This is a genomic window from Aquibium pacificum, assembly GCF_040839445.1.
In the GTDB taxonomy this organism is placed as follows: Bacteria; Pseudomonadota; Alphaproteobacteria; order Rhizobiales; family Rhizobiaceae; genus Aquibium; species Aquibium pacificus.
The window spans coordinates 635,619-651,970 of sequence record NZ_JBDPGJ010000003.1; the positions used below are offsets into that span (position 1 = coordinate 635,619).

17 protein-coding genes are annotated in these 16,352 nt (G+C 64.5%); 5 read left to right on the forward strand and 12 right to left on the reverse strand.

The window, feature by feature from the left end; all coding sequences use genetic code 11:
- Positions 1 to 127: 127 nt before the first annotated feature.
- Positions 128 to 379, reverse strand: a complete 252-nt coding sequence (locus ABGN05_RS15545; protein WP_367954941.1) for a GlsB/YeaQ/YmgE family stress response membrane protein — start codon at positions 377 to 379, stop codon at positions 128 to 130.
- 186 nt (positions 380 to 565) lie between these two features.
- Here ABGN05_RS15545 and ABGN05_RS15550 point away from each other — a divergent pair, with 186 nt between their 5' ends.
- Positions 566 to 1,525: a right-handed parallel beta-helix repeat-containing protein gene (locus ABGN05_RS15550; RefSeq protein ID WP_367954942.1), complete on the forward strand. Its 960-nt coding sequence runs from the start codon at positions 566 to 568 to the stop codon at positions 1,523 to 1,525.
- A 60-nt stretch (positions 1,526 to 1,585) separates the two neighbouring features.
- On the opposite strand, the gene ABGN05_RS15555 is transcribed toward ABGN05_RS15550, so the two are convergent.
- Complete coding sequence (locus ABGN05_RS15555) at positions 1,586 to 1,831, reverse strand: GlsB/YeaQ/YmgE family stress response membrane protein (RefSeq protein ID WP_367954943.1); 246 nt, start codon at positions 1,829 to 1,831, stop codon at positions 1,586 to 1,588.
- Between the two features lie 499 nt (positions 1,832 to 2,330).
- Here ABGN05_RS15555 and ABGN05_RS15560 point away from each other — a divergent pair, with 499 nt between their 5' ends.
- The 3 genes from ABGN05_RS15560 to ABGN05_RS15570 all read left to right on the forward strand — a co-directional run bounded on the left by ABGN05_RS15560 (position 2,331) and on the right by ABGN05_RS15570 (position 5,347).
- Entirely contained in the window at positions 2,331 to 4,154 is a 1,824-nt protein-coding gene (locus tag ABGN05_RS15560) for a bifunctional helix-turn-helix transcriptional regulator/alpha/beta hydrolase (RefSeq protein ID WP_367954944.1), read from the forward strand.
- A 57-nt stretch (positions 4,155 to 4,211) separates the two neighbouring features.
- Positions 4,212 to 4,658, forward strand: a complete 447-nt coding sequence (locus ABGN05_RS15565; RefSeq protein WP_367954945.1) for a DMT family transporter — start codon at positions 4,212 to 4,214, stop codon at positions 4,656 to 4,658.
- 281 nt (positions 4,659 to 4,939) lie between these two features.
- Positions 4,940 to 5,347: a hypothetical protein gene (locus ABGN05_RS15570; RefSeq protein WP_367954946.1), complete on the forward strand. Its 408-nt coding sequence runs from the start codon at positions 4,940 to 4,942 to the stop codon at positions 5,345 to 5,347.
- 90 nt (positions 5,348 to 5,437) lie between these two features.
- Here the strand turns inward: ABGN05_RS15570 and lpdA are convergent, their stop codons facing one another.
- The 9 genes from lpdA to eno form a co-directional block, all read right to left on the reverse strand.
- The gene (gene lpdA / locus ABGN05_RS15575; protein WP_367954947.1) at positions 5,438 to 6,898 is read right to left on the reverse strand and encodes a dihydrolipoyl dehydrogenase; all 1,461 of its coding nucleotides are present in this window, start codon (positions 6,896 to 6,898) and stop codon (positions 5,438 to 5,440) included.
- A gap of 78 nt (positions 6,899 to 6,976) precedes the next feature.
- Entirely contained in the window at positions 6,977 to 7,246 is a 270-nt protein-coding gene (locus tag ABGN05_RS15580) for an HP1242/YdcH family protein (protein ID WP_367954948.1), read from the reverse strand.
- Positions 7,247 to 7,326: 80 nt separating this feature from the next.
- On the reverse strand, positions 7,327 to 7,965 hold the full coding sequence (locus ABGN05_RS15585) for an SGNH/GDSL hydrolase family protein (protein WP_367954949.1): 639 nt from the start codon (positions 7,963 to 7,965) through the stop codon (positions 7,327 to 7,329).
- Between the two features lie 37 nt (positions 7,966 to 8,002).
- The gene (locus tag ABGN05_RS15590; protein ID WP_367954950.1) at positions 8,003 to 9,436 is read right to left on the reverse strand and encodes a pyruvate dehydrogenase complex dihydrolipoamide acetyltransferase; all 1,434 of its coding nucleotides are present in this window, start codon (positions 9,434 to 9,436) and stop codon (positions 8,003 to 8,005) included.
- Positions 9,437 to 10,060 carry a Uma2 family endonuclease gene (locus tag ABGN05_RS15595; protein WP_367954951.1) on the reverse strand — a complete coding sequence of 208 codons (624 nt, stop codon included), beginning with the start codon at positions 10,058 to 10,060 and terminating at the stop codon, positions 9,437 to 9,439. It abuts the gene before it with no gap.
- A 22-nt stretch (positions 10,061 to 10,082) separates the two neighbouring features.
- Positions 10,083 to 11,531, reverse strand: coding sequence for a pyruvate dehydrogenase complex E1 component subunit beta (locus ABGN05_RS15600; RefSeq protein ID WP_367954952.1), 1,449 nt, complete (start codon positions 11,529 to 11,531; stop codon positions 10,083 to 10,085).
- A gap of 11 nt (positions 11,532 to 11,542) precedes the next feature.
- Positions 11,543 to 12,586 carry a pyruvate dehydrogenase (acetyl-transferring) E1 component subunit alpha gene (gene pdhA / locus ABGN05_RS15605; RefSeq protein WP_367954953.1) on the reverse strand — a complete coding sequence of 348 codons (1,044 nt, stop codon included), beginning with the start codon at positions 12,584 to 12,586 and terminating at the stop codon, positions 11,543 to 11,545.
- Positions 12,587 to 12,767: 181 nt separating this feature from the next.
- Entirely contained in the window at positions 12,768 to 13,094 is a 327-nt protein-coding gene (locus tag ABGN05_RS15610; protein WP_367954954.1) for an FtsB family cell division protein, read from the reverse strand.
- Between the two features lie 60 nt (positions 13,095 to 13,154).
- Positions 13,155 to 14,429 carry a phosphopyruvate hydratase gene (gene eno, locus ABGN05_RS15615; protein WP_367954955.1) on the reverse strand — a complete coding sequence of 425 codons (1,275 nt, stop codon included), beginning with the start codon at positions 14,427 to 14,429 and terminating at the stop codon, positions 13,155 to 13,157.
- Between the two features lie 248 nt (positions 14,430 to 14,677).
- Here eno and ABGN05_RS15620 point away from each other — a divergent pair, with 248 nt between their 5' ends.
- Complete coding sequence (locus tag ABGN05_RS15620) at positions 14,678 to 15,112, forward strand: hypothetical protein (protein WP_367954956.1); 435 nt, start codon at positions 14,678 to 14,680, stop codon at positions 15,110 to 15,112.
- A 102-nt stretch (positions 15,113 to 15,214) separates the two neighbouring features.
- Here ABGN05_RS15620 and ABGN05_RS15625 read toward each other — a convergent pair whose 3' ends face one another.
- The gene (locus ABGN05_RS15625; RefSeq protein WP_367954957.1) at positions 15,215 to 16,204 is read right to left on the reverse strand and encodes an isopenicillin N synthase family dioxygenase; all 990 of its coding nucleotides are present in this window, start codon (positions 16,202 to 16,204) and stop codon (positions 15,215 to 15,217) included.
- Positions 16,205 to 16,352 lie beyond the last annotated feature (148 nt).

Sequence of the window (16,352 nt, forward strand, 5' to 3'; positions counted from 1 at the left end):
CTCCCGCTCGCTGTTCTCCCGCACCCGGCATGACAGGGTGCAATGGATATCTAGGCGCTCCGGGCACAAAACGAAAGGCCGCCGGGCGAATGCCACGGCGGCCGTTTCTGCATGGGTGCTGCGCCGGTCAGCGCCGGAACATGCGTCCTATGGCGATCAGGATACACGCGCCGATGAAGCCTGCGATGAGGTAGCCGATCCAGCCGCCCAGCGCGATGCCGAAGAGGCCGAGCAGCGCGTTGGCGACGATTGCGCCCACGATGCCGAGGATGATGTTCATGAGCAAGCCCATGTTGCTCTTCATGAACTGCTCGGCCAGCCATCCGGCGACCCCGCCGATGATGATCGCTGCAATCCAGCCTACGCCTGCGTCTTCCATGAAACCCTCTCAATATTTCGACAGCGCCAATCGCCGCGGTTCAAAACGCACGAAGATGCTTCTGGTTCCTCGGCACGCTGTGAATGCCAGAGTGGCTTTGCTTGACACCGATTTTATTAACGATACCTTACCTTGGGGCAACGCGCGTCGTCGAATTTTCTACGGCAAACGCAAGGGGAAGCAAGAATGAAGAAATTTCTTCTAGCACTGGCTGGCGCTGCGGGCGTTCTTTTCTCCGCTCCGGCTCTGGCCGAGACGGTCAACTGCACCGCCATCACCGCGGTGCCGGTCACGATCACCGCACAGGGCGTTTACTGCCTCAAGAAGAACATCGTCACGGCAATAACCAGCGGCGCCGCGATCACCATTGCCGCCAGCAATGTCACCATCGACTTCAACGAATTCAAGCTCGGCGGCCTCGCTTCCGGAGCGGCCACGCAGGCCGTTGGGGTCTACGCGCTGAACCGCAAGAACATCACGCTCAGGAATGGCAACATCAGGGGTTTCAACGCCGGAGTGTATCTGGACCAGAACACAGCGGACGGGTCGGCCGGTCACGTCGTCGAGGACAATCTAATCGACGGGAGCACTCAGGTGGCCTTGAGTATAGCTGGCTCGGGTATCGCGATCCGGCGAAACCGGATCGTCAACACCGACAGCACTCCGCCGGCCGGCGCGCTGTCCGCACCCTCAGGTTACGGCGCTTCTGGTATCGCAACCGCAAGGCCGGGAACTGTCGCGAGCTTGCCGAACGTCGGTGCACCTCAGGCGGGAACGGGTGCGGTTGTGAACGGTGTGTATGCAAACGATCTGATAGACAGCGAAATCACGAACAATTTCATCTCAAATTCGATCTCGCCCTCCCAGTCCTATGCAATTGTACTGGATGCACCGTCCAACGTGGTGGTGGCAAGGAACACCATCCTGGAGACGCTCGGGGCCAGCTATGCCGCCGGCATATGGAGCTATGATGCCATCGGTCCTGTCATCGCTCAGGAGAACGTCTTCTCTTCCGTGGTCGCTACGGAGGCGTGGGGAATCATTGCGTATACCGGCCCCTTCCTCTGCGTGGACAACATCGTCACCGGCGCAGCCACCCAGACCGACGGGTGTACGTTCGAGCAGGGCACCGTCCCCACACCCTGAGGACCTTGCTATCCCAATCCGGTGCGACAGGCGTGTTAAAGCCCTGTCGCAAAAGCGGCGTCAGCGACGCACGAGCTTCACAACGAAGAGCAGGATGCACGCGCCGATGAAGCCGGTGATCAGGTAGCCGAGCCAGTCGCCCTCCACGACCACGCCGAACCGCGCCAGCACCGCGTTCCCGACAACCGCTCCGACGATGCCGACGATGACGTTCATGATCACGCCGAAGCGCATGTCCATCAGCTTGCCGGCGAGCCACCCCGCCAGGCCGCCGACGACGATCGCCACGAACCACCCAACTTCCATCGCGCCAAAGCTCCCGAAGTTTCGATGGAACGCATTCTGCGACGGGTGGCGAGCGGCGACAAGGGCGATGAAGGGCAGCGGCGCCGCGCGAGCGCCGGCACCGGGTACACGAAGCGGGTGATGCGGCGGCTGCGTAATGACTCGTCGAAAGTAGCAGTGAGAATCTGCGCCCGGCACCCGTGTGCTATGGCCGGAACAGACACCAAGCCGGTCATATCAGGCCGAACTGTGGAGCGGACGATACCTGCTGTTCGGCTGGAACGGGCCCGAGCGAGGGTTGGCTGCTTTCGTCCGGATGCTCGCGAAAGCAGACATCGTGCGATTTGGCATTGGCCACCACCGTGACACCTGCCGAACTGCAAGCAGGAATCTGACCTGCCATACGCTTCCGAGAAAAAACCACTGATTTGGAGCGTGAAGGAGTTTGACTTTCTGATCAGACCGGGGCCAATTTTCTTGCGGGGTAGCAAGCGTTTGGTACGCAAAAGAAGTTGGCCGTATGGAGCATAACCCCGATAAGGCTATCAAAGGCGTTAGACAGAGCGACAAGCTCGAAATCATAGACCGCATATACCACGTCGCCATCGATCCGGAGCGTTACGAAGACCTTCTCGACATCTGGGAAGAGCGGCTCGGTCCTGCGAGAGGCCTCGCCGGGGTTCCGGGCGCGGGGTTTCAGCTGATGATGCGCGATGCCGAACTGGTGATGCGCGATGCCGAACTGGAAAGCCACATGGCGCGCGCGGCCTCGGTGCTCGATCGGCTCGACACAAACTCACCTGACACGGTCCTCGCCCAGATCGTGTCCACCTTCGGACGCACGGCGGCATTTACCGTCTCGGCTTCGGGGGTGGTGAGCGCCGTAAACATCGCCGCCGAGTCAATCCTCGGAACGTTTCCTGGCCAATCCGTGTCAGCTTTTCCGATCGAGAAGGACGATGCCGCACATCTCCGGAGCGAAGTGGCCCGGCTATCGGGTCTCAATGCGCGGGGGAGTTCTTTCGCCCGGTTCAGGCTGACCACGACGGGCCGTCCGATCGTTGTTCGGCTTTCGCCAATCGACCAGAAGGTTGGCGGCCAGGCTCAGGTGCTGGCGGTCACCAGCGAGATGGCATGGCCCGATGGCCTGTCGGCGACAGTGCGCGAAGCCTTTGGGCTTACGGAGGCCGAGGCGGACGTTCTTCGGGCGGTCGTCGAAGGAGCCGGGATTGCCGAGATCGCGGCACGACGGGGCCGGTCCCGGGAAACAGTGAAGAGCCAGATCCGCGCCATCCTCGCAAAGACGGAAACGCGCGCCCAGGCAGAGCTCATCCGCGTTACGCTCGGTCTAATGGATGTCGTCGCCGCAACCGAGCCCAAGGCGTCGCTCAAGACGCTCCGCGCGGGTGCGCGGCTGAAAGAGCGGCCCTTTCGGACCTTGCAAAGGCCTGACGGGCGGCGCGCCGATCACATCGTCATAGGCGACGAGAACGGTCGCACGATCCTCTACTTTCCGCAGGATCTGGGCCTTATTCGCTGGCCGGCGTCGGCCGAGGCCGCGATGGAAAGACGTGGCCTGAAAGTGATCGTCCCGATCCGCCCGGGATTCGGGCATTCCACCCAGGTCAGCGATCGGTCGCATCTGGTGCAGGCCGTGGTATCCGATGTCGTAGCCATTCTCGATCACCATGGGGTCGACCAATGCCCGGTGATCGCGCTGTCCAACGACACATTCTATGCCTACCACATGGCGCAGATGCATCCCGGCCGTCTGACTGCGATCATCAACTGCAGCGCCGGCCTTCCGCTGTTCAAGCGCGCCCAGTACGAGCGGATGCACAAGTGGCACCGCTTCATCATGGCCAACGCGCGCTACGCTCCTTCCATGCTGCCGTTCATGGTGAAGGCCGGCTTCTCGCTGGCGCGGCGGATTGGCAAGCGTGGTTTCGTGCATGCGGTCCATGGCGCTTCGCCCGCCGACGTGCAGACCTTCGAGGATCCGGAGGTCATGGAGGCGATGGTGCTGGGATCCGAGGTATGCCTTTCGGACTGGCACTCCGCGCACGTGTCCTTCGCCAATGAGAATATCATCCAGCAGGCCGACTGGAGCGATGTGGTCCGGGCTTGTAACATACCGATCCACATCTGGCAGGGCCATCAGGACCCGCAGATGCCGATGGCGACCATCCGCGAGATGCAGATTGAGTATCCCGACATCGTGTTTCACGAAGACGAGAATGCGGGCCAGCTGATTTTCTTCAAGGACTGGCCGAGGATTGTCGATCTCGCGGAAAGCTACCTCCCTTCGAACGCAAGAACTGCCGTCAATCACCCTGAGGGGTGATGCGATCGACCGTCGTTCCGGTCCATCTGCCTGCGGGGCGAAACAAAGTGGTTTCTCATGCTCAGCGGCACTGCGATGGTATGCGCGTTCCTATCCGCGTCCTTCTACATGGCGGCGACATTCGCCATGAAATACTGGGGTGGCCAGTCACTGCTGTTCGTCGTGCCGATTTCTGGAGCGGCGCTGATTCTCGCGGCGGTCTTCGAGATCGAAGCGATGCGCACGGCAGAGATGGGTCGCACCTTCATCATCATCCTCGCGCTCGAATTCATGCTGACGCTGGTCTGTGCGATCTTCTTGCTCGACGAGCGCTACACGAGCCGCGATATCCTGGCGGTATGTCTCGTCTTCGCAGGCATCGTCCTTCTTTCGACACGCGACCGTCACGACACGGCGGTCGTCGCAGGTCGGGCCATGACCGCCATCAGGCCTGCTGAACAGGTGGCAGTGCAGGTACTGAGCGAGACGGGTCGGCGTACGCCACAGCGCGCTGAGAAGGTCTGAGGTCCGCAATTCGCCAAATGGCCATGGGGGTAGGATGGCTAGAAAATTGGCTAGGACCAATGCCGAAACCGGCGGGTCCGATGCGTCAGGCGGGGTCGCGGGCAAGAGCTCCACTCCTTGCGCCGATGGTTTTTTCCGATCCCTCACGCCCTCCCGAATCGTGGAGAGAACCCGCGCGCGCACCCAGACAAACCAACCCCTTGCGCGGATTCCGCCCGTCTTCCATCCACGTACCCACGCCCTCCCCCACAATGGTCGCCGGTTTTGCGAAAGGCGCGAACATGCAGGGTGCGGAAAGGGAGGGGCGGAGGCTGCGGCAGATCGTGACGCTGCTGCTTTCGCTCGCCGCCCTTGCCGAGAAGGCCGGCCGCCGGTCGTTTCCGGTACGCTGGTTCGTGCTCGTTCTCTTGCGCCATGCGGAGGCCGTCGCGCGCGATTTCGTCGCCGAGACGACCGGCACCACCCTGCCCTGCCCGGAGGCTCCCCTCGGCGCCGGCACCAGACCTGCGGATGCCGCGCTTCTCGCCGGGCGCCTGCGCATGCTCGCCGCTCTGCTCCGCGCCGTTCTGCCGCCCGACGGCCGCATGGACCCGCGCGTCATCTCCGCCCGCGATTCCCGCCGCCTCGCGATCAATCCGATCGCCGCTGCGTGCGGCGGTTTCGTCCATCAGGCGTTCGACACGTCCTGACCCTGGCGATCTCCGCCGGACTCCCCGTTCGCCGTCACCCGCCCGGACTTCGTCCGCCGGCGGGCGCGCCCGCGCGCCTGCCGTTCCCGGTCAGGCATTCAGAGCCCGCCCGTAGGCGTCGAGCACGCTCTCCTTCATCATTTCCGACAGCGTCGGGTGCGGGAAGATCGTGTGCATCAGCTCTTCCTCGGTAGTCTCCAGGTTCATGGCGACGACGAAACCCTGGATGAGTTCGGTCACCTCGGCCCCCACCATATGGGCGCCGAGCAGCTGCCCGGTCTTCTTGTCGAACACCGTCTTCACCAGCCCCTGGTCCTCGCCCAGCGCCACCGCCTTGCCGTTGGCCACGAACGGGAAGCGGCCGACGCGCACCTCGTGCCCGGCCTCCTTGGCCTTCGCCTCGGTCAGGCCGACCGACGCAACCTGCGGGTGGCAGTAGGTGCAGCCGGGGATGAGCGCCTTGTCGAGCGGATGCGGGTGGAGCCCGGCGATCTTCTCGATGCAGATCACGCCCTCGTGCTCGGCCTTGTGGGCGAGCATCGGCGGCCCGGCCACGTCGCCGATGGCGTAGATCCCGGGCACGTTGGTGCGGCACCATTCGTCGATGACGACCGTGCCGCGCTCGGTCTTCACGCCGAGCTCCTCCAGCCCGAACCCCTCGACGTTGCCAACTACGCCGACCGCCGAGATCATCCGGTCGGCGGTGATCTTCTCCACCTTGCCGTCCTTGGTCTCGACATGCGCCGTGACACTGTCCGACCCCTTCTCCACCTTCGTCACCTTGGCCTCGAGCAGGATCTTCATCCCCTGCTTCTCGAAGCGTTTGCGCGCCAGTTCCGAGATCTCCGGGTCTTCCACCGGCATCACCGTCTTCATCACCTCGACCACCGTCACCTCCACCCCCATCGTGCGGTAGAAGGAAGCGAACTCGATGCCGATGGCGCCCGAGCCCATGACCAGCAGCGACTTCGGCATCTTGTCGGGCACCATGGACTCGAAATAGGTCCAGATCAGCTTTCCGTCCGGCTCGATGCCCGGCAGCGCACGGGGCCGGGCGCCAGTGGCGACGATGATATGCTTGGCCGTATACGTCCCCTCGCCCTTGGTGTTCTTGGGCACGGGATGCTGCGGCTGCATCGGCTTTTTCGACGGTTTGGAGACGACGATCTCGGCCGGTTGGTCGTCCTTGCCCGCCTTCGTAATCTTGGCTTCGCCCCAGATCACGTCGACCTTGTTCTTCTTCATCAGGAAGCCGACGCCGTTGTTCATCCGCCCCGCCACCCCGCGGGCGCGGTCCACCACGGCCTTCAGGTCGGGCGAGATGCGGCCCTCGAGCGTGAGGCCGTAGTCCTTGGCGTGTTCGGCCAGATGCATCACCTCGGCCGAGCGCAAGAGCGCCTTGGTCGGTATGCAGCCCCAGTTGGAGCAGATGCCGCCCAGATGCTCGCGCTCTACGATCGCGGTCTTCAGCCCCAGCTGCGCCGAGCGCACCGCGGTGACGTAACCGCCGGGCCCGGCGCCGATGATGATGACGTCGTAGTTCTCAGCCATGAGCGCTTCCACTCCTCTCGTTCCCGGCAGGGGCGTTTCGGCCGCCCGCCTATCCAGGGAAGAGTGGAAGCGTCGGCCTCACCCTTCCGCGATGGGTTCCGGCGCAGGCTCGTGCTGCACCAGCATCCGGTAGATCTCGTCCTTCAGCCGCATCCGCTCCTTGCGCAGGTCGGCCAGATGGAAGTCGTCGAGCGGTTCGACATCGGTCTCTCCCCGGTGAACCGCCCGGTTCACATCGTGGTATTCGTTGGCGATCCGGTGGAAGTGCCCGTCGGTCTCCCGCAGATGGTGGATGAGAGCCACGTGCTCCGGGAATTCCTCGGCGAGTTCGTGCGGCGTGTGGGACATTCGTCTTCTCCTGTCTGGATGTCCCTACGCTAGCCCGCCTACTTCCTTGCTCCTTGATTTCGATCAACGCTCCCCGGTCGTCACAGCCCAAGCATCATGCGCACGATCGGCTCCAGCGCCTTGCCCACCGCGCGCGTGCTTTTCGCATCCAGATGCACCCCGTCCAGCGGCGTCGCCTTCGCCACCGATCCAGCGTCGAAAAAGCCGCAACCGGTCTCGTCGGCGAGGTCGGAATAAAGGCTCGCCAGCATCCGCGACTGCTCGATCATGCCTTCGAACATGGCGGCGAAGTCCGGATCGGCCGTCTCGCACAGCGGCGGCGGGGCGACCAGCAGGATGTCCGGCGGCTCCTGCCCCAGCGGATAGGCCGTACCGCGCACCACGGCGATCAGCCGCCGCATGCCCTGCACGGCGCCGACCGCCCGGCCGCAGACGAAGGGCTTCATATCGTTCGACCCGAGCATGATGATGACGAGGTCGAGCGGCGCATGCGTGACGAGCAGGGTCGGCAGGATCCGCGCGCCGTTGCGGTCGGACGACGCCATATGGTCGTCGAACGCCGTCGTGCGCCCGTTCAGCCCCTCCGAGATCACCTGCGCGCTCTGCCCGAGCGCCGCCTGCAGCACGTTCGGCCACCGATCCTCATGCGCATGCCGCGCCGGCCCCTCGGCCGAATAGCCCCAGGTAAGGGAATCGCCGTAGCAGAGGACGGTTTTCATGAGACGCTCCGCAGCTCCCCTCCCCCTTGAGACACCCTCACACCAGCATCCCCATCGGTTTCTCGATGTGCCGCTGGAATGCCGCCGCCAGTTCCGCGCCCAGCGCCCCGTCGATCACCCGGTGATCGAAGGCGAAGGTGGCGGTCATGATGGTGGCGATCTTGATCTCGCCATCCCTCACCACCGGCTTCTCCGCGCCCGCGCCGACCGAGACGATCGAGGCGTGCGGCGGGTTGATGATGGAGGTGAAGTTCGACACGCCGAACATGCCGAGGTTCGAAACCGCCGTCGTGCCGCCCTGGTATTCCTGCGGCTTCAGCTTCTTGTCGCGGGCCCGCTTGGCCAGGTCCTTCATCTCGTTGGAGATGACCGACAGCGTCTTTTCCTCCGCCTTGCGGATGATCGGCGTGATCAGTCCGTCGGCGATCGCCACCGCGACGCCAACGTCGGAATGCTTGTGCCGGACGCGCGCCGTCGACGTCCACGAGGCGTTCGCCATCGGCACGTCGCGCAGCGCCAGCGCCATCGCCTTGATGATGAAGTCGTTGACCGAGAGCTTGTAAGCCGGCACGTCGCCCTTCTCCGTCTTGCGCATCGGCGATGCCGCGTTGATCTCGGCGCGCAGCTTCAAGAGCGAGTCGATCTCGCAATCCATGGAGACGAAGTAGGCCGGCACGGTCTGGTGCGATTCGGTCAGCCGCGCCGAGATCGTCCTGCGCATGCCGTCGTGCGGCACGAGTTCGTAGGAGCCTTCTTCGAAGAGCTTCAGCACCGCGTCGTCCGACATGGTCTTCGCAGCGGGTGCCGGGGCGGCTGCCGCCGGCTTCTCCTCCGCGGCCTTGCCGGCGGGTGCGGCCTTCGCCGTGCCGCCGGCCGCTGCGGCCTCCACGTCGGCCTTCACCACGCGCCCGTGCGGACCGGATCCCTCGATGGCCGACAGGTCGATGCCCGCGTCCTTGGCCAGCCGTCGCGCCAGCGGCGAGGCGAAGGTGCGGGAGGTGTCGGCGCCGTTGACCGGCTTCTTCGATGGCCGATCGGGCGAGGCTCCGTTGGCGGCAGGTTTTGCGGTTTGCTCGGACTTGGAGGCGGAGCCGCCGCCCTCCGCCGGCTTCGCTGCGGGAGGAGCGGACGAGACTTCCGCCTTTTCCGGCTTCGCCTCGGCTTTTTCCGCCTTCTTTTCGGCCTTGGGCGCCGCGCCGCCGCCCTTCGCCGCTTCGGAAACGTCCTCGCCCTCTTCCGCCAGCACTGCGATCAGCGCGTTGACTTTCACGCCCTCGGTCCCGGCCGGCACCACGATCTTCGCCACCGTGCCCTCGTCGACCGCCTCGACCTCCATGGTCGCCTTGTCGGTCTCGATCTCGGCGATCACGTCGCCGGGCGCCACCTGGTCGCCTTCCTTGACCAGCCACTTGGCGAGATTGCCCTCCTCCATCGTGGGCGAGAGGGCCGGCATGGTGATGTTGATCGGCATCTATCGGTCTCCGGCGTAATAGGGCGTGGGGTCTTCGTTCAGGCCGAGCGGCCGGTCGAGGGGCCACAGGTCGGCGAGCGAGAACGCGATGGCATCGAAGGGCGGCGCACGGACGATGTCGGCGGAGTTCCACGCGCCGAGCCTTGTCCAGAGAGCACTTTCGTTCTCAAACGATTCCAGTATCTGCAGTCGCGGATCGATAAGCCACAGATAAGGGATGCGAGCTTCGCCATAGATTCGCATCTTAAGGGTCCGGTCGCGTCTTTCGGTCGAACCCGAGAGTAGCTCACAGACCCAGTCGGGCGCGATCTCGAAATAGTTCCGCTCGGGATAGGATGACAGGTTCTCTCGACGCCATCCTGCGAGGTCGGGTACAAGAATGTCGTGGCCGAATTTGATTTCCGGCTCGATGATGAACACCCAGCCGCCGGGACCTGACGGATCCGTCTGAAACGGCCCGCCGAGCTTCGCTCCCAATGCCAGCGCGGCCGCACCATGCCGCGGCGACGGCCGCGGATGCGTCACCAGCGTCCCATCGATGATCTCCGCCACGAGATGGTCCGGCACGGCTTCGAGGTCGGCATAGGTCGCCGGTCGCTTGCTGTCCGTCGCTGATGCATTCATCGGACGATCCTCCGGTCCGCGATCAGCTACGGTAGCACACCGCCTTCACCGCCTCGACCACCTCGCCGACATTCGGCAGCGCCAGCTTCTCCAGGTTCGCCGCGTAGGGCATCGGCACGTCCTTGCCGCAGATGGTGATCACCGGCGCGTCGAGCCAGTCGAAGGCGCGCTGCATCACCTGGCTGGCGATGTGGTCGCCGACGGAGGACTGCGGGAAGCCTTCCTCGACCGCCACCAGCCGGTTGGTCTTCTTGACAGACTCGATCACGGTATCGAGGTCCATTGGCCGGATCGTCCTCAAATCGATAATCTCGACGTCGATGCCCTCGCCGGCCAGCGCATCCGCCGCCTTCACCGCATAGGTCATGCCGATGCCGAAGGAGACGATCGTTGCATCCTTGCCGCGCCGGTGCACCCGCGCCTTGCCGATCGGCAGCACGAAGTCGTCCAGCTTCGGAACGTCGAAGGTCTGGCCGTAGAGGATCTCGTTCTCGAGGAAGATCACCGGGTTCGGGTCGCGGATCGCAGCTTTCAGCAGGCCCTTTGCGTCGGCGGCCGTGTATGGCTGCACGACCTTGAGGCCCGGAACGTGGCTGTACCAGGCAGCGTAGTCCTGGCTGTGCTGGGCCGCCACGCGCGCCGCCGCGCCGTTGGGCCCGCGGAAGACGATCGGCGCGCCCATCTGGCCGCCTGACATGTAGAGCGTCTTGGCGGCGGAGTTGATGATCTGGTCGATCGCCTGCATGGCGAAGTTGAAGGTCATGAACTCCACGATCGGCCTCAGGCCGGCCATGGCAGCGCCCACGCCGACGCCGGCAAAGCCGTGCTCGGTGATCGGGGTATCGACGACGCGCTTGGCGCCGAATTCCTGCAAGAGACCCTGCGTGATCTTGTAGGCGCCCTGGTACTCGGCCACCTCCTCGCCCATGATGAAAACGTCGGCGTCGCGGCGCATTTCTTCCGCCATGGCGTCGCGCAGGGCCTCGCGCACCGTGGTCGGCACCATTTCGGTGCCCGACGGGATGTCGGGATCGGCCGCGGCTTCCGTCTTGGGCGCGGCCGGCGCCTTGGCCGCCTCCTTCTGCGCGCTCGGCTCGTCTGATGCCTGGCGCGCCTTGCCACCGGCGTCCTTGGCTGTTTCCTTCGGCGTGTCGGCATCGGACTTGTCGGACGCTTCCGGCTTCGGCGAGGCCGCGGGCTTTGCCGAACCGATGTCGTCGGAGCTCTCGCCTTCCTGCAAGAGCACGGCGATCGGCGTGTTGACCTTCACACCTTCGGTCCCCTCCGCGACGAGGATCTTGCCGAGCGTGCCTTCATCGACCGCCTCGACCTCCATCGTCGCCTTGTCGGTCTCGATCTCGGCGATGACGTCGCCGGCCGCGACCGCGTCACCTTCCTTCTTCAGCCATTTTGACAGGTTGCCCTCTTCCATGGTCGGCGAGAGGGCGGGCATGAGAATTTCCACAGGCATGTCCGTCTCCCTCAGCGCAGAATGTCGGTATAGAGTTCGGACACGTCGGGCTCGGCGTCGTTCTGCGCGAATTCGGCCGCATCGGCCACGATGTCACGCACCTCCTTGTCGATCGCCTTCAGCTCGTCCTCGCTCGCCCATTTCTTGTCGATCAGGCGTGCCTTCACCTGCTCGATCGGGTCGTGTTCGGATCGCATCTTCTGCACTTCATCCTTGGAACGGTATTTCGCCGGGTCGGACATGGAGTGTCCGCGATAGCGGTAGGTCTGCATCTCCAGGATGATCGGCCCCTTGCCGGACCGGCACCAGTCGATCGCCATCTCGCCCGCCGCCTTCACGGCGCGCACGTCCATGCCGTCGATCTGCACGCCGGGGATCTTGAAGGAGAGGCCGCGGTGGGAGAAATCCGTCTCCGCCGAGGAGCGCGTGACCGAGGTGCCCATGGCGTAGCGGTTGTTCTCGATGACGTAGACCACCGGCAGCTTCCACAGCGAGGCCATGTTGAAGCTCTCGTAGACCTGGCCCTGGTTGGCCGCGCCGTCCCCGAAGAATGTCAACGAGACATTGTCGTTCTCGCGGTAGCGGTTGGCGAAGGCCAGCCCCGTGCCCAGCGGCACCTGCGCGCCGACGATGCCGTGGCCGCCGTAAAAATTCTTCTCCTTGGAGAACATGTGCATGGAGCCGCCCTTGCCGCGGGAATAGCCTCCCCGCCGGCCGGTCAGTTCCGCCATCACGCCGCGCGGCTCCATCTCCATGGCGAGCATGTGTCCGTGGTCGCGATAGGCGGTGATCATCTGGTCGCCGTCCTTCATCGCCAGCCTGAGGCCGGTGACGACGGCTTCCTGGCCGATGTAGAGGTGGCAGAAGCCGCCGATGAATCCCATGCCGTAGAGTTGCCCGGCCTTCTCCTCGAATCGCCGGATCAGAAGCATGCCGCGATACGCGGCGAGTTCCTGGTCCTTGTCAAACTCTGCAGGTTCGGGTGCCTTCAACGCTGCGGCGCTATCGGCAGCGGCCTTCGGTTTCGCGGACGTCTTCTTCGTCGCGGCCTTCATTCGTCACTCCCTGGTCCTGTCTTCTTGCGGACGACGGGGAGAAAGGCTTTTGGCGCTCCTCCCCAGGATGGAAGGAAGGCTAACACGGCTTTACGCTTTCAGCCACGCGGAAAAGCGCATGGCTGTCATGCAGCTAAGCGCTTATGATCGCACGGAAAATGCGATATTAACTGGTATTCGGTTAATTCGAATTGGCGAAGGCGCGCATGATCGTCACCTCGTCCGGGGCCGACATGTTGAGGGCGCGTCGCGCCTGCTCGTCCAGCATGTCCTTCTCCAGCGTGCCGTCGCGCAGCAGCGCGATCCGCGCCTCGAGTTCTTCGCGCTGGTCCCGCTTCACCGCCAGCGTGGAGGTCAGCTCCGCCGTGCGTTCCTCCAGCCTGTACTTGGCGTAGATGCCGAACTCGCCATGGAAGGCATGATAGCCGAAATAGCTGAGGAACAGCGCCGTCAGCGCCGGGACGATCAGACGGCCGGTGTTTCGCTTCTTGTGCTGACGGGTCCACATGGAGGGCGCAAATCCTTTGCCCCCTTATTGCTCGATCGTGCTTAACGGGCGGTTACGCGATCAGCCCTTCAGAATGCTCTTGCCGGCATAATGCGCCTGCCTGCCGAGCTCTTCCTCGATGCGGATGAGCTGGTTGTATTTGGCAAGCCGGTCGGACCGCGCCAGCGACCCGGTCTTGATCTGCCCGCAATTGGTCGCGACAGCGAGGTCGGCGATGGTGGAATCCTCCGTCTCGCCCGAGCGGTGCGACATGACCGCCGTGTAGGCGGCGCGGTGTGCGGTATCGACCGCGTCCAGCGTCTCGGTCAGGCTGCCGATCTGGTTGACCTTGACCAGGATGGAGTTGGCCACGCCCATGCGGATGCCGTCGCGCAGCCGCGCCGAATTGGTGACGAACAGGTCGTCGCCGACGAGCTGGCACTTCTGGCCGGCGATGTCGGTCAGGATCTTCCAGCCCTCCCAGTCGTCCTCGGCCATGCCGTCCTCGATCGAGATGATCGGATAGTCGGCCACGAGTTTCGCGAGATACTTCGCCTGGGTCTTCGCATCGCGGGTCTTCTTCTCGCCCTCGTAGACGTAGTTGCCGTCCTTGAAGAACTCGGTGGCGGCGCAGTCCAGCCCGATCGCCACCTCCTCGCCCGGCTTGTAGCCGGCCTTCTCGATTGAGCCCATGATGAAGTCGAGCGCCGCATTGGCGTTCTTCAGGTTCGGTGCAAAACCGCCCTCGTCGCCGACGTTCGTATTGTGGCCGGCGTCCTTCAGGCCTTTCTTCAGCGTGTGGAATATCTCCGAGCCCCAGCGCACGGCGTCGCGCAGCGTCGGCGCACCGACCGGCATGATCATGAATTCCTGGAAGTCGATCGGATTGTCGGCATGCGCGCCGCCGTTGATGATGTTCATCATCGGAACGGGAAGGACGTGCGCGCCCGCGCCACCGACGTAGCGGTAGAGCGGCAGGCCCGCGGCTTCCGCCGCAGCCTTGGCCACCGCGAGGGAGACGCCGAGGATGGCGTTGGCGCCGAGCCGGCTCTTGTTTTGCGTGCCGTCGAGCTCGATCATCGTGCGGTCGATATGGATCTGGTTCTCGGCCTCCATGCCGCCGATCGCCTCGAAGATCTCGCCGTTGACGGCCTCCACGGCGCGCTCGACGCCCTTGCCGAGATAGCGCGGACCGCCGTCGCGCAGTTCCACCGCCTCGTGCGCGCCGGTCGAGGCGCCCGAAGGAACCGCGGCGCGGCCCATGGACCCGTCCTCGAGCACCACGTCGACCTCCACGGTCGGGTTGCCGCGGCTGTCGAGAATCTCGCGGCCGATGATGTCGACGATGGCGGTCATGAAGCGTCCCTCTTTGCTGTCCCGAAAGGTCGCGCCTCTCTTAGCGGACGCCGGAGAAAAGGCAATCCGATCAAGATCGCCTGGCGGCAGGTTGTCCGATTTCCCCGCGTAAGGACCGCGACAAGCGCGCCGCCCGGGCGCGCCGCTCGCCGGAACCGCCGCTACGGGCAAGATTTTGGGAAGTCGTCATTTTTCTGACAGGAAGCGGCCATATCCAGCCTTTTTCCCCATCAGCCAGGAGCCAGACATTGACGCGACAACTCATCCTTCTTGCCGTGTTCGCGGGGCTGACGCTCGCCGGTTGTTCGGACGACGACGCGCAGCAGAAAGCGTCGGGCACCGAAGCCGTTTCGACCGACGCCGTGATCAAGGAGGCGCCCGCCGCTGCCCCCGTGGCGGCAGAGCCGGCCGTGCCGGTGCTGAAGAAGGCCGATCAGACCGACGCGACGCGGGAAGCCGCGCTTGCCGAGGTGCGCGAACTGCGCCGCGCCTACAGCGAGGCCGACCAGGCCTTGAGAGACAAGCAGGACGAGATCGCCAAGGCGGAAGCCGCAGGCGACCAGACCAGGCTGACCGCACTGCGGGCCGAGCTCGACGCGCTGCGCGACCGCTACCGCGAGCAGCGCGTGGCCTATACTACGGCGCGCGACAAGCTCGAGGCGACGCCCGCCGCCACCGAGTGATTCGGCGGCGATCGCGGCCCGTCGGGTCGCCGCCGCCACTTCCATCAAAGATTCCATGCCCGCGTCCCCTCCCGCGACACGCCTGCGGTTGGGGGAAGTCGCTCAGGCGGCTTTCACCGTGGAGCGGAACTTTCCCATCAGATACGGGCCCGATCTGACCGGCGCGTGTTTCGGCTGTTCGCCGGGCGCCAGGCAGGACGGGATGCACGCAATCTCCTGATGCCAGTTCGGCTGGTGGAAGAAGGCGAAGGACTGACGGCGGGTGGACACTCCCGCCGCCGGCTCCGGGTTCACGACCCGGTGGAGCGTCGAGACCCAGCGGTCGTTCGTCCACAGCGCCATCAGGTCTCCGATGTTGATGACGAATGCGCCCGGAATTGGGGGCACCGGACGCCAGGCTTTCTCGGGCGTGAAGATCTCGAGCCCGCCGGACCCGGCCTGCGGCAAGAGGATGGTGAGGCTGCCGTAGTCCGTATGGGCGCCGGCCCGCAGCTGCCCCGGCATCGGCGGAACCGGCTGATGCGGGTAGTTCAATGCCCGCAGGGCGCTGATCGGCTTGTCGATGGTCGGCGTGAAGAAATCCTCGTCGAGCTTTAGCGCGACGGCGAAGACCCGCATGATGCGCGCCGCCAGATCCTCCATCGCCCGGTAGTACGCCTCCCAGGCATTGCGGAACCCGGCGGGCGCTTCCGGCCAGATCGTCGGCGCGTAGCAGAACGCCAGTGCCTCCGGATCGTCCAGCCCATCTGGCACTTCGAGCGGGCCGCCGTTGAAGCTCTCCTTGAGATCGGGAGGCGTATCCTCCCCCTTCGACTGGGCCAGCGCTTCCGAGTTCGGGCCGAGGTAGCCGTACGGATAACCGGGATAGGGAGCCCGCGCCTTCTGCTTCCGTTCGGCCGGAAGATCGAAGAAATCACGCGCGGCGAACCAGGCGCGGTCGATCACCTCCTGCGGTACGCCGTGTCCGCCGACGGCCAGAAACCCCGTCGACCGGCAGATTGCGTCGACCGCTGCGCCGAGCCGTGCCTTTTCCGCCATCTCCGCCGCCTCGAAACGCGACAGATCGAAGATCGGGAAAGCGGAATCGCGCATCGGTGGTCCTCGCAGGGGTCGCGGGAAATTACCTCCAAACGATTCACATGTCGAAACCTTCGGTTTAGAATGTTTATTCTCGGACGCTGTCCTTGCGGCGCGATTCAGCTAATCTCTGCAGGCGCGTGGGGCGAGACGGAAGGGAGTT